This window comes from Streptomyces pseudovenezuelae (assembly GCF_001513955.1).
Classification (GTDB): domain Bacteria; phylum Actinomycetota; class Actinomycetes; order Streptomycetales; family Streptomycetaceae; genus Streptomyces; species Streptomyces pseudovenezuelae.
On the sequence record NZ_KQ948148.1, the window covers coordinates 51,764 to 64,465 of the forward strand.

A 12,702-nucleotide genomic window follows, 5' to 3' on the forward strand; every position below is an offset into this window, starting at 1 on the left:
GTCTCCGTGCGTATCGGTGCGTCCGTCAGGACACGGCGCTGCGCAGCCCCTGGAGGTCGATCTGTTCCGTCTCGTCGTGGGCCGTCAGGTCGATGACCTGGCCGATGCCGCGCGACTCCTCGTCGGCCGGCTTGAAATCCGCCTCCGACTCGGCCTTGTGCAGGGCGAGGGCCTCCTGGCCGACGACGTCGGCGAGGTCCTCGTTCTGCACGGCCTCCAGGGCGTCCCGCGAGGCCTCGCCCTTGGTGCCGAAAAAGTCGAACCCGCCCTCGACTCGCGGGCGTCGCACGGGAGCCGTGGGCACGACCGCCACCGCGGTCGGCGCGATGAAGTGCCCGGCGGGCTGCTGCTGCGGCTGGGCGGCTCTCGCCGTGGTGGTGGCGGCCGCGCGCTCATGCCCGTCGACCGCCTCGGGCTTCCCCCGCGCCTCGTCCTCCTGCGCGGCCTCCGCCTCGGTGCCGGCGGTGTCCGCCGCGGCCGAACCGGCGTGCGCCGGCTGCTCCTTCGAGTCGGCCTGGGTCTTGGGGGCGGCCTTGGGGGCGGTCTTGGGGTCAGTCTCGGGGTCGGCCTTGAGGTCGGGCTTCGCCTTCGTCCTGACGGGACCGTCGCCGTCCTCGTCGAGCCGCTTCAGCGCCGCGTTCGCCCGCAGGAACAAGCGGGACCCCTCCGGGGAGAAGATCGCGGGCAGCTCCGGCTTCTCCTCCGTGTCCTCGGAAGTCTTGCCGTCCTCAGCGGTCTTGCCGTCCGCGGAAGTCTTGCCGTCCTCCGCAGCCGTGCCGTCCGCGGAAGTCTCCGTGTCCCCGGAAGTCTCCTCGGCCGCGGTCCCCGCCTCGGCCTCGGTCTCCGGCCCGTTCTCGGCGGCCTCCGCCGCGGTCTGTGCGTCGGCCTGCTCGGCCGGCGGCAGTGCCCGCGCCGGGGCGGCCTCTATCTCCAGCAGCCGGCGGCCCTCCAGGGCGCTCGCCCGCTCGGTCTCCGCCGTGGCGTACCGCCGCAGCAGCGCCGCGTGCTCGTTGCGCAGGCCCGCCAGCTCCGCGCGCTTCGCCCGCAGCCGCTGCTCCAGCTTGACGCGCAGCTCCCGCGACTCCTCGAGGTCGGTCTCGAGTTCGGCGACCCGCTCCTCGTGCCGCCACTCGTCGCTCGCCCGCGCGCGCGTGAGGTCGGCGACCTGCTTGCCCGCCTGCGCGTCCCAGCGGCGCATGACGGCCGCCCCGACGACCGCGACCGCCGCGGCGAAGGCGGCTATCACGCGCAGCACGGCCTGCTGCGAGAACACCCAGGGGCCGAAGGCGCAGACGAGCGCGACGCCTGCGATCGCCGACGGCGGCAGCAGCCTGTGCAAAGGCGGGGAATGGCGGTGACGTCCACGTGGCATGGCCAGAAACTTACCGCGAGTAGGCGAACCTTGGTGCCCCGCCCCGTAAAAACACAGCCATCCCTCGGCCTTCACCCGACATCAGGAATCGGAACGGCCGCCGAATTCGGCGTATTGATCACTCGTCGATCACTCACCGATCGCTGATCGGCCGCCCAGTCGCCCGCTGACCCACTCCAGGGTCGCCGGGATCTCCCGCCGCCAGGTGTTGAAGTTGTGCCCGCCGCTTTCGAGGATGATCGACGAGATCCGTGTCGTTTCCGTCGCCTTCACCCGCTCTATGAACTTCAAGGTGTCCTTGTAGTTCTTCTCGCCCACCTTGCTGCTGCTGACGAGCAGTGAGGTGTCCGGCGCAGGCAGGTGCTTGAGGCACCACCACAGGTTCGCGAGGTGGCGCAGCTTCCTGTCGCCCTGGAAGAGGTCGCCCGTGGTGGGGTCGACGGGCGCGTTGTAGTACGGGGACAGGCCCGCCCCGGCGGCGTACACCTGGGGATGGTGCATGGCGAGCTTCAGCGCGCAGTACCCGCCCGTGGAGTCACCGATGATCCCCCAACTCCCCCGTTCCCTGCCCACCCTGTAGTGCGCGGTCACCGCTTCCGGAAGGTCCTTGGCGAAGAACGTCTCGGTCTGCGGGCCGTCCGGAACGTCCGCGCACTCGGTGTCCCGCGGCGGCGCCACCGTCGGCCGCAGCATCACCAGGATCATCGGCTCCATACGGCCGTCCTTGGTGAGTTCCAGAGCCGTGCGCGGATAGTGGAGTTTGTCCACCAGCGCTCTCGCGGTGCCCGGATAACCGGTGAGCACGACCGACGCGGGGAAGGTGCGCGCGCGATAACGCTCCTGGAAATACTCCGGCGGCAGATAGACGTACGCGGGACTCGCGATGTGGGACGTGGGGCCGACGATGTCGACCTTCTGGACCTGCCCGACCGACGACGGCCGAAAGCCGCTCCTTCCGGGCACGCCCCCGATCTCGGTCACCCTCAGGGGCCCGCTCGACCGGTTGCCCGGGGTGTGGTCGACCACCACGCCCTGGTCGGTCTCCCGGCCGAACAGGTCGGCCCAGGAGGCGTAGAAGCCGAAGGCCTGGTTGGCGGCGAGTCCCACCGACACGAAGATCAGGAGCTGCGTCGCGAGCAGCAGCCCGATGCGGCCGCTGACGGACCGCCAGCCACGGCGCGCCAGCCGTGGCCAGAGCCACACCGTGCCGGCGAAGAGCGCCACGGCGGCCAGGACCGCCGGCACCAGCGTGTTGTTGCTCGTGAGACCCATTGCTTGCTTTCGCTTTCCTCGGCCTTTGAAACGGCTTTGAGGAGGTGAGTGAACCTCTCCTCACGAGACACCGTCCTAGAGGGCGCAATGTCGCCGGATGCCCGAATCAGGGCTCCGGATCCAAAGTCACTCGCAGAACCACGGGATGCGATGTCTGTCAGGACAGATGAGGAAATGTCGGGCGGGGTTCCGATCCGATCAACACGGCTGCGGCGTGCACTGCACGGTCCGCGCCCCGAGGCCGTCCCCGTCCTCGTCGCCAGAGCCGCCGCGCTCGTAGGGCTTCTGGACATCGCCGCCGGCGTCTTCCCACGCTTCCGGCACAGTCGTATGCACACCATGGCCGAGGTGCTGCCCGGCGCGCTCGGTCCGTTCGCGGCCGCGCTCTCGCTCAGCACCGGCGTGCTGTTGCTGCTGCTCGCGCACGGTCTCCGGCGCCGCAAGCGCCGGGCCTGGCGGGCGGCCGTGGCCCTGCTGCCGGCGGGCGCGCTGGCGCAGTTCACGTACCGCCACTCACTCGTCGGGGCGGCCATCTCGCTCGCCCTGCTCGTACCGCTCGTGCGCCACCGCGACCAGTTCAGGGCACTGCCCGACCCGCGCAGCCGCTGGCGCGCGCTCGCCAACTTCGTCCTCATGGGCGCCGGTTCCCTCGTCCTCGGGCTGATCATCGTCAGCGTCCACCCGAACCGCCTGGTCGGCGACCCGAGCCTGGCCGACCGCATCACCCACGTCCTGTACGGCCTCTTCGGCTTCGAGGGCCCGGTCGACTACCAGGGCGACACCTCGTGGACCGTCGGCGTCTCGCTCGGCGCCCTCGGCCTGCTCACCGCGATCACCACGATCTACCTCGCCTTCCGTCCCGAACACCCCGCCGCACAGCTCACCGAGGAGGACGAGTCCCGCCTCAGGGCGCTGCTGGCCAAGCACGGCGGCCGCGACTCGCTCGGCCACTTCGCGCTGCGCCGCGACAAGGCCGTCGTCTTCTCCCCCAGCGGCAAGGCGGCGGTGACCTACCGCGTCGTCTCCGGTGTGATGCTCGCCAGCGGCGACCCGATCGGCGACGTGGAAGCCTGGCCGGGCGCCATCGAACGCTTCATGGACGAGGCCAAGGCGCACTCCTGGACGCCCGCCGTCATGGGCTGCTCGGAGACCGGCGGTGAGGTCTGGACCCGCGAGACCGGTCTGGACGCCCTCGAACTGGGCGACGAGGCGGTGGTGGACGTCGCGGATTTCTCGCTCGCCGGCCGCGCGATGCGCAATGTCCGCCAGATGGTCAAGCGCATCGAGCGGGCCGGTTACGAGACCCGCGTGCGGCGCGTACGTGACCTCGGGGAGACCGAGCTGGAGCGGGTGCGGCAGGCCGCCGAGGACTGGCGCGGCACGGACACCGAGCGCGGTTTCTCGATGGCCCTGGGCCGCATCGGCGACCTCGCCGACGGCGACTGCCTGATCGCCACCGCCCACAAGGCGGACGACCAGCCCGGCCCGTACGGCGACCTCAAGGCGATCCTGCACTTCGTGCCGTGGGGCACCGACGGCGCCTCCCTGGACCTCATGCGCCGGGACCGCTCCGCCGACCCCGGTATGAACGAACTGCTGATCGTCGCCGCCCTGCAGGCGGCCCCGAAGTTCGACATCACGCGCGTGTCGCTGAACTTCGCGATGTTCCGCTCGGCCCTCGCGCGCGGCGAGAAGATCGGCGCGGGCCCGGTGCTGCGCGCCTGGCGGGGCCTGCTGGTCTTCCTGTCCCGCTGGTTCCAGATCGAGTCCCTGTACAAGTTCAACGCGAAGTTCCAGCCCCGCTGGGAGCCCCGCTTCGTCGTGTACCGGGCCTCCGGCGACCTCCCGCGCATCGGCTTCGCCGCCATGCAGGCGGAGGGCTTCGTCAACCTGGCCCTCCCGCTGCCGCGCTTCCTGCGCCGCCGCTCGCACACCGCACGCACGTGTGCCCACGCGGTCGCGGAGCGCGACGTGAGAGCGGCCTGACCGCTCGCTCCCGGACCGGCCCGGACGGAAGCCCCGCCCCTCCTCCAGCCCCGGGGCCTCCGTCCGGGCCACCCGCTCCGGCGGCTCCACGCTGGGCCTAGGCTGAACGCATGAGCAAGCAGAGCGGACGCGGGCGCGTCGCCGGCCTTCCCGAATGGGACCGCTGCGCGGTCATGGGGGTCGTGAACGTCACCCCCGACTCCTTCTCCGACGGCGGCCGCTGGTTCGACACGGCGGCCGCCGTCAAGCACGGCCTGGCCCTCGTCGAGGAGGGCGCCGACCTCGTCGACGTCGGCGGCGAGTCCACCCGCCCCGGCGCCACCCGCGTCGACGAGGCCGAGGAACTCCGGCGCGTGATCCCCGTCGTCCGCGGCCTCGCCTCCGAGGGCGTCACCGTCTCCGTCGACACCATGCGCGCCTGCGTCGCCGAACAGGCCCTCGCCGCCGGGGCACGTCTCGTCAACGACGTCAGCGGCGGCCTCGCCGACCCCGCGATGATCCCGGTCGTCGCCGACGCGGGCGCCCCCTTCGTCGTCATGCACTGGCGGGGCTTCCTGGAGGGCGGCAACGTCAGGGGTGTCTACGCCGACGTCGTCGCCGAGGTGATCGACGAGCTCCACGCGCGTGTGGACGCCGTCCTCGCGGGCGGCATCTCCCCCGACCGGGTGGTCGTCGACCCGGGCCTCGGCTTCTCCAAGGACGCCGAGCACGACCTGGTCCTCCTCTCCCACCTCGACCGCCTCCTCGGTCTCGGCCACCCCCTGCTCGTCGCCGCCTCCCGCAAGCGGTTCCTCGGCCGTGTCCTCGCCGGGCCCGAGGGCGCCCCGCCGCCCGCCCGCGAGCGCGACGCCGCCACGGCCGCCGTCTCCGCGCTCGCGGCGCACGCCGGCGCGTGGGCGGTGCGCGTGCACGAGGTGCGCGCCACGGCCGACGCGGTACGGGTCGCCCGCGCCGTGGAAGGAGCGCGCACCGACAGCGCGCGCGCCGCGGACAACGGCGCGGAAGGAGCCCGGTGAGCGCCCCCCACACCGACGTGGAGCAGGTGGAGGCCGCCAACACCGCCTTCTACGAGGCGCTGGAGCGCGGCGACTTCGAGACGGTGTCCGAACTCTGGCTCACCCCGGCCGACCTGGGCGTCGACGAGACCTACCACGACCCGGCGGACGTCGGCGTGGTCTCCTGCGTGCATCCCGGCTGGCCCGTGCTGACCGGGCGCGGCGAGGTCCTGAGGTCGTACGCGCTGATCATGGCGAACACGGACTACATCCAGTTCTTCCTCACGGACGTGCATGTCTCCGTCACCGGTGACACCGCCCTGGTGACCTGCACCGAGAACATCCTCAGCGGCGGCCCAGCCCCCGAGGGCGGCGAGGAGCTCGGCCCGCTCGTCGGCCAGCTGGTGGTCGCCACGAACGTGTTCCGCCGCACCTCCGAGGGCTGGAAGCTGTGGTCCCACCACGCCTCCCCGGTGCTGGCCGAGAACGGCGAGGACGAGGACGAGGAAACGCCTTCCTGAACCCGTCGGGACCAAGAAGTGGTTGGAATCACGAACCCCGGGGTAGGGGCGGCTACCAACCCGTGAGCCGCCGGGTTCCCCGGGGGAAACACACGGTGAAACCTCCGGACCCCGGCACCGGCCGCGGCCCCGTGGCCCGGTCCTGTCGGTGCTCGCAGGTAGATTCGTTCGAGGCCGGGGTACCGCCCGCACACGGTACGGACCGGCCGTCACCGACGATTGCAGGAGTGATTCGCGTGGATCGTGTCGCGCTGCGCGGCCTGAAGGCCCGCGGGCACCACGGGGTGTTCCCCGAGGAGCGCGAGAAGGGCCAGACCTTCGTCGTGGACCTCGTCCTCGGGCTGGACACCCGGCCGGCCGCCGCCGACGACGACCTGACGAAGACCGTGCACTACGGCATCGTCGCCGAGGAGGTCGTGGCCGTCGTCCAGGGCGAGCCCGTCGATCTCATCGAGACGCTCGCCGAACGCATCGCCCAGGCCTGTCTGAAACACGAGCGGGTAGAGGAGGTCGAGGTCAGGGTCCACAAACCCGACGCGCCGATCACCGTGCCCTTCGACGACGTGACCGTCACCATCACCCGGAGCCGAGTATGACCGCGTCCTTCGCCGCGGGTCACAGCGACCCGACCGTTCAGCCGGTGCCCGCCTCCGTCGTGCAGCAGGTGGACGCCGCCGACGCCACCCTCCACAACCCGAAGCGCGCCGTGCTCTCCCTCGGCTCCAACCTCGGCAACCGTCTGGAGACGCTCCAGGGGGCCATCGACGCGCTGGAGGACACGCCCGGCGTCCGCGTCAAGGCCGTCTCCCCCGTCTACGAGACGGAGCCGTGGGGCGTCGCCGCCGACAGCCAGCCCTCGTACTTCAACGCGGTCGTCGTGCTGAAGACCACGCTCCCCCCGTCCTCCCTGCTGGAGCGGGCCCACGCGGTCGAGGAGGCCTTCAACCGGGTGCGGGACGAGCGCTGGGGCCCGCGCACCCTCGACGTCGACATCGTGTCGTACGCCGAGGTGGTCTCCGACGATCCGATCCTCACCCTGCCCCACCCCCGTGCCCACGAGCGCGCGTTCGTGCTCGTCCCCTGGCACGACGTGGAGCCGGAGGCCCAGTTGCCCGGCCGCGGCCCGGTCGCCGCTCTCCTCGACACGGTCACGCGAAACGGCGTGGAAGCACGCAAGGACCTGGAACTCCGGCTGCCCGAATAGCCGTTAAGGTCAAGACGACCACCATCCGTGGGACCGCCCAAGGACCTCGGGGGAGCTGAAGGGGCACCGTGAGAGAGCTGCGCATCAGGCTGCTGGCAGGCGTCTTCGCCGTGGCCGGGATCCTGTCCTGGGCGGGCGCCCGTCTGTGGAACTCGATCGGGACCCTGCCCAGTGTCCCGCTGGCCGCCCCCATCGTCCTCGCCCTGATCGCCGTGGTCCTCATGGCCACGGCGCTCTCCCTGCGGGCCCGTCTCAAGGCCCAGCGCGAGCGGGTCCCCGAGGCGAAGGGCGTCGATCCCCTGATGGCGGCCCGCGCGGTCGTCTTCGGCCAGGCCAGCGCGCTGGTCGCGGCCCTCGTCTCCGGCATGTACGGCGGCACCGGCGTCCTTCTCCTGGAGTCCCTCGACATCCCGGCCCGCCGCGACCAGGCCATCTACGCCGGCTTCTCGGTCGTCGCGGGCATCGCGGTGATAGCGGCGGCGATCTTCCTGGAGCGGGTGTGCAAGCTGCCGGAGGACGACGACCGGAACACCGGCGCTACGTCAACGGCTTGAAGGGCGACGGCGTCGGGGACACCGGCGTGAAGCAGCGCCGCGTCACCGCGCCATGATCAGGCTCATCGCCTCGTTCCGCGTCGCCGCGTCCCGCAGCTGACCGCGCACGGCCGAGGTGAGCGTCTTGGCGCCGGGCTTGCGGATGCCCCGCATCGACATGCACATGTGCTCGCACTCCACGACGACGATCACGCCCCGCGGCTCCAGGATCTCCATCAGGGAGTCCGCGATCTGCGTGGTGAGTCGTTCCTGCACCTGCGGGCGACGGGCGTAGACGTCCACGAGCCGGGCCAGCTTGGACAGTCCCGTGATCTTGCCGGTGGTGGCCGGAATGTATCCGACATGGGCAACACCCCGGAACGGCACGAGATGGTGCTCACAGGTCGAGTACACCTCGATGTCCTTCACGAGCACCATCTCGTCATGGCCCAGGTCGAACGTCGTGGTCAGCACGTCCTCGGGCTTCTGCCACAGCCCCGCGAATATCTCCTTGTACGCCCGGGCCACCCGCCCCGGCGTCTCCCGGAGCCCCTCGCGGTCCGGGTCCTCCCCGACCGCGATCAGCAGCTCGCGCACGGCGTTCTCGGCACGCTTCTCGTCGAACTCGCCGATGGTGCCCTCGACGTCCAACGTCACGGGGTCGGTCATTCTGGTGCCTCGTTCCTAGAGTCCTCACGGCCGAAAAACGCCGCGGCCCCCCAGGCTAAAACCTGGGGGGCGCGGCATCCATTCCGGACCCGGTGAGGTCACCGGGCGGGCCGGGTGAGCGTCAGCTCTCGGGTCGCTCCTCGGGAACGGCCTCCGTGGCCTGCTCCGACGCGGTGGCCTTGGCGGTGCTGATCGCCGGGGTCGCGCCGTTGGCGCCGTTCGTCAGTGCGAGCTCCTTGGGGGAGAGCACCGGCGGACGGGTGGAGGGGGTGCGGCGGGAGGAGCCGGTCCAGGCCGGCCGCGGAGGACGCTTCACGATCGGAGCGAAGATCTCGGCGATCTGCTCCTTGTTCAGCGTCTCCTTCTCCAGCAGCTGGAGCACCAGCTGGTCGAGGACGTCGCGGTTCTCGACCAGGATCTCCCAGGCCTCGTTGTGCGCCGTCTCGATGAGCTTCTTGACCTCCTCGTCGACCAGCGCGGCAACCTCTTCCGAGTAGTCGCGCGGGTGCGACATCTCCCGGCCCAGGAAGGGCTCGGTGTTGTCGCCGCCGAACTTGATGGCGCCCAGACGCTCGGTCATGCCGTACTGCGTGACCATCGCGCGGGCCGTTGCGGTGGCCTTCTCGATGTCGTTCGCAGCGCCGGTGGTCGGGTCGTGGAAGACCAGTTCCTCGGCAGCGCGGCCGCCCAGCATGTAGGCCAGCTGGTCCAGCATCTCGTTGCGCGTGGTCGAGTACTTGTCCTCGTCCGGCAGGACCATCGTGTAGCCCAGAGCACGGCCTCTGGAGAGGATCGTGATCTTGTGGACCGGATCGGAGTTCGGGGAAGCCGCCGCGACCAGGGCGTGTCCGCCCTCGTGGTACGCGGTGATCTTCTTCTCCTTGTCCGACATGATCCGGGTCCGCTTCTGCGGGCCGGCCACCACACGGTCGATCGCCTCGTCGAGCATGTGGTTGTCGATGAGCTTCTGGTTGCTGCGCGCCGTGAGGAGCGCCGCTTCGTTCAGCACGTTCGACAGGTCCGCGCCGGTGAAGCCCGGCGTACGACGGGCGACCGCCGACAGGTCGACGTCGGGCGCGACCGGCTTGCCCTTCTGGTGGACCTTGAGGATCTCCAGACGGCCCTGCATGTCCGGGCGGTCGACCGCGATCTGGCGGTCGAAGCGGCCGGGTCGCAGAAGAGCCGGGTCGAGGATGTCGGGCCGGTTCGTCGCGGCGATGAGGATCACGCCGCCCTTGACGTCGAAGCCGTCCATCTCTACGAGCAGCTGGTTCAGCGTCTGCTCGCGCTCGTCGTGACCACCGCCGAGGCCGGCGCCGCGATGGCGGCCGACCGCGTCGATCTCGTCGACGAAGACGATCGCCGGGGCGTTCGCCTTGGCCTGCTCGAACAGGTCACGCACTCGGGAGGCACCGACACCGACGAACATCTCGACGAAGTCGGAACCGGAGATCGAGTAGAAGGGGACACCGGCCTCGCCCGCGACGGCGCGCGCGAGCAGGGTCTTGCCGGTGCCGGGAGGGCCGTACAGGAGTACGCCCTTGGGGATCTTGGCCCCGACTGCCTGGAACTTCGCCGGTTCCTGGAGGAACTCCTTGATCTCCTGGAGCTCCTCGACGGCCTCGTCCGAGCCCGCGACGTCCGAGAACGTCGTCTTCGGGGTGTCCTTGGTGATGAGTTTCGCCTTGGACTTCCCGAAGTTCATGACCCGGGAGCCGCCGCCCTGCATCTGATTCATCAGGAACAGGAAGACGACCACGATGAGGACGAAGGGGAGCAGGGAGAGCAGGATCCCGACGAAGGCGTTCTGCTTCGTCGGCGAGACGGTGTACCCGTCGGGGATCTGCTTGTCCTGGAACTTGGTCTGCAGCGTGTTGGCGATGGTCACGCCCTGGTCGCCGATGTAGCTCGCCTGGATCTTCGAGCTGCCCTCGACCTTTTCGCCGTCCTTGAGCTGGACCTTGATGGTCTGCTCGTCGCCGGTGGTCAGCTTGGCTTGTTCGACCTTGTTGTCATTGATCGCCTGGACGACCTGGCCGGTGTCCACCGTCTTGTAGCCGCCGGACGAGCCGACGACCTGCATCAACACGACCACGGCAAGGACGGCCAGCACGATCCACATGACCGGCCCACGGAAGTATCGCTTCACGTCCATCCATACGGAGCGGTGCCGCCCCGTCCCTCCTGCCATAGTGAGTTTGATAAGACAGTTCTTCTGACGGTACCCCAGCATTGTCGCCCGAAGCCGCACGGGAGGGCTGGCAGGCCCGTCTGCATGCTCCAACGGCGCGAAACCCGCCGGGGTTCCCGATCGTCCTACAAAGACGGCTCTCTTGGCTCAGCGGTCGCTGCAGCCACGTTTCAGCCGCCGTAGACGTGGGGCGCGAGCGTACCGACGAACGGGAGGTTGCGGTACTTCTCGGCGTAGTCGAGACCGTAACCGACGACGAACTCGTTGGGGATGTCGAAGCCCACCCACTCGACGTCGATGGCGACCTTGGCGGCGTCCGGCTTGCGCAGCAGGGTGCACACCTTGAGCGACTCCGGCTCGCGCGAGCCCAGGTTGGACAGCAGCCAGGACAGGGTGAGGCCGGAGTCGATGATGTCCTCGACGATCAGGACGTGCCGGCCCTTGATGTCGGTGTCGAGGTCCTTGAGGATCCGCACCACGCCGGAGGACTGGGTGCCCGCGCCGTAGGACGACACGGCCATCCAGTCCATGGTGACGGGGGTGGACAGCGCCCGGGCGAGGTCGGCCATGACCATCACCGCGCCCTTGAGGACACCGACGATCAGCAGGTCCTTGCCCGCGTACTCCGCGTCGATCTTCGCGGCGAGCTCCACGAGCTTCGCGTCGATCTCTTCCTTGGTGATGAGTACCTCTTTGAGGTCGGCACCCATGTCTTTCGCGTCCACCCGCATCACTTTCGGTCGTCCCAGCGGCCGCCCAACACCCCCCAATGGGGAGCAAGGGTTCAGCCTTGCCGAATCACCAGTCTGCCACCCTGCCGCTGGGCCACGACCTTGCCCGGGAGATTGATGGCCCCCTGCCCGCGCCAGCCGGTGATCAGCCGGTCGACTTCCTCGATGTGGCGGGCGAACAGCGACCCGGCCGGGGCGCCGGCCTCGATGGCCGCCTGGCGCAGGATGCGGCGGCGCACGGCGGGCGGCAGCGCGTAGAGCTTGGCGCACTCCAGGAGACCGGCCGCGTCGCGTACGGAGGCCTCGGCCTGGCGGGCCCAGGTGTCGAGGGCGTCGGCGTCGTCGCGGGAGAGCTGGGCCGTGCGCGCGAGGGCCTCGACGACTCCTTTGCCGAGGGCCTTCTCCAGGGCGGGCAGGCCTTCGTGGCGCAGCCGGGAGCGCGTGTAGGCGGGGTCGGTGTTGTGCGGGTCGTCCCACACGGGCAGGGACTGGACCATGCAGGCCTTGCGGGCGGTCTGCCGGTCGAGCGCCAGGAAGGGGCGGCGATAACGGCCGTCGGCCCCCGAGACCGCGGCCATCCCGGACAGTGAGCGGATGCCGGAGCCGCGGGCGAGACCGAGCAGGACGGTTTCGGCCTGGTCGTCGCGGGTGTGGCCGAGCAGAACGGCGACCGCGCCATGGCGTTGGGCCGCGGCGTCGAGGGCGGCGTAGCGGGCGTCGCGCGCGGCGGCCTCGGGTCCGCCTTCGCGGCCGACGGTCACGGCGGTGGACTCGACGGGGTCCAGGCCGAGTTCGCGCAGCCTGAGGACGACTTCCTCGGCGCGCAGCTCGGAGCCGGGTTGGAGGCCGTGGTCGACGGTGACGCCGCCGGCGCGGAGGCCGAGTTTGGGTGCCTCGAAGGCGAGGGCGGAGGCGAGGGCCATGGAGTCGGCGCCGCCGGAGCAGGCCACGAGGACGAGCGGCGACGGCGGCTGCTCGTGCGGGCCCTGTGCGACAGGAGCGTGCTGGTCGCGGGAGGCGTGCTGGTCGGTGAGGAGGTCGTGGAGGACGCGGCGGACCGCCAGGCGTATCGCCGCGACCGCAGGATGGGGACCCATGTCCGGTTCCCTTCATGAAGTTTTCGGGGGGTGAGCCCGAGGTTCGGTCACTCAGAGTGTGTAGATGGTGACAGAACCCGGACGTTCCCCGAGCATTGCACGCCTACCCATCGCTCACGGTCCCTCGGACG

At 70.4% G+C, this 12,702-nt stretch carries 12 protein-coding genes; 6 read left to right on the forward strand and 6 right to left on the reverse strand.

Going from position 1 to position 12,702, the window contains the following annotated elements; all coding sequences use genetic code 11:
• Positions 1–25: 25 nt before the first annotated feature.
• Together AQI94_RS20670 and AQI94_RS20675 are read right to left on the reverse strand one after the other, a co-directional pair.
• The gene (locus AQI94_RS20670) at positions 26–1,372 is read right to left on the reverse strand and encodes a hypothetical protein (protein ID WP_167364514.1); all 1,347 of its coding nucleotides are present in this window, start codon (positions 1,370–1,372) and stop codon (positions 26–28) included.
• A gap of 129 nt (positions 1,373–1,501) precedes the next feature.
• Complete coding sequence (locus AQI94_RS20675; RefSeq protein ID WP_031052491.1) at positions 1,502–2,644, reverse strand: alpha/beta hydrolase; 1,143 nt, start codon at positions 2,642–2,644, stop codon at positions 1,502–1,504.
• Positions 2,645–2,818: 174 nt separating this feature from the next.
• Between AQI94_RS20675 and AQI94_RS20680 the strand changes: the two genes are divergently transcribed.
• From AQI94_RS20680 to AQI94_RS20705, 6 genes are all read left to right on the forward strand, one after another.
• Positions 2,819–4,630, forward strand: a complete 1,812-nt coding sequence (locus tag AQI94_RS20680) for a phosphatidylglycerol lysyltransferase domain-containing protein (protein ID WP_031052489.1) — start codon at positions 2,819–2,821, stop codon at positions 4,628–4,630.
• Between the two features lie 110 nt (positions 4,631–4,740).
• Positions 4,741–5,646 carry a dihydropteroate synthase gene (gene folP, locus AQI94_RS20685; RefSeq protein ID WP_062229873.1) on the forward strand — a complete coding sequence of 302 codons (906 nt, stop codon included), beginning with the start codon at positions 4,741–4,743 and terminating at the stop codon, positions 5,644–5,646.
• The gene (locus AQI94_RS20690; RefSeq protein ID WP_031042679.1) at positions 5,643–6,146 is read left to right on the forward strand and encodes a nuclear transport factor 2 family protein; all 504 of its coding nucleotides are present in this window, start codon (positions 5,643–5,645) and stop codon (positions 6,144–6,146) included. Before folP ends, AQI94_RS20690 begins: the two co-directional genes overlap by 4 nt.
• A gap of 236 nt (positions 6,147–6,382) precedes the next feature.
• A complete protein-coding gene (folB, locus tag AQI94_RS20695; RefSeq protein WP_031042682.1) occupies positions 6,383–6,742 on the forward strand; it encodes a dihydroneopterin aldolase in 360 nt (119 codons plus the stop codon).
• Positions 6,739–7,350 carry a 2-amino-4-hydroxy-6-hydroxymethyldihydropteridine diphosphokinase gene (folK, locus tag AQI94_RS20700; RefSeq protein WP_031042685.1) on the forward strand — a complete coding sequence of 204 codons (612 nt, stop codon included), beginning with the start codon at positions 6,739–6,741 and terminating at the stop codon, positions 7,348–7,350. Before folB ends, folK begins: the two co-directional genes overlap by 4 nt.
• A gap of 68 nt (positions 7,351–7,418) precedes the next feature.
• Positions 7,419–7,904, forward strand: a complete 486-nt coding sequence (locus AQI94_RS20705) for a DUF3180 domain-containing protein (protein ID WP_031042687.1) — start codon at positions 7,419–7,421, stop codon at positions 7,902–7,904.
• Between the two features lie 42 nt (positions 7,905–7,946).
• Here the strand turns inward: AQI94_RS20705 and folE are convergent, their stop codons facing one another.
• From folE to tilS, 4 genes are all read right to left on the reverse strand, one after another.
• The gene (gene folE / locus AQI94_RS20710) at positions 7,947–8,552 is read right to left on the reverse strand and encodes a GTP cyclohydrolase I FolE (RefSeq protein WP_031042690.1); all 606 of its coding nucleotides are present in this window, start codon (positions 8,550–8,552) and stop codon (positions 7,947–7,949) included.
• Positions 8,553–8,673: 121 nt separating this feature from the next.
• Positions 8,674–10,707, reverse strand: coding sequence for an ATP-dependent zinc metalloprotease FtsH (ftsH, locus tag AQI94_RS20715; protein ID WP_031042693.1), 2,034 nt, complete (start codon positions 10,705–10,707; stop codon positions 8,674–8,676).
• A gap of 206 nt (positions 10,708–10,913) precedes the next feature.
• Positions 10,914–11,474: a hypoxanthine phosphoribosyltransferase gene (gene hpt / locus AQI94_RS20720; protein WP_020122574.1), complete on the reverse strand. Its 561-nt coding sequence runs from the start codon at positions 11,472–11,474 to the stop codon at positions 10,914–10,916.
• Between the two features lie 53 nt (positions 11,475–11,527).
• Positions 11,528–12,571: a tRNA lysidine(34) synthetase TilS gene (gene tilS / locus AQI94_RS20725; RefSeq protein WP_031042697.1), complete on the reverse strand. Its 1,044-nt coding sequence runs from the start codon at positions 12,569–12,571 to the stop codon at positions 11,528–11,530.
• Positions 12,572–12,702 lie beyond the last annotated feature (131 nt).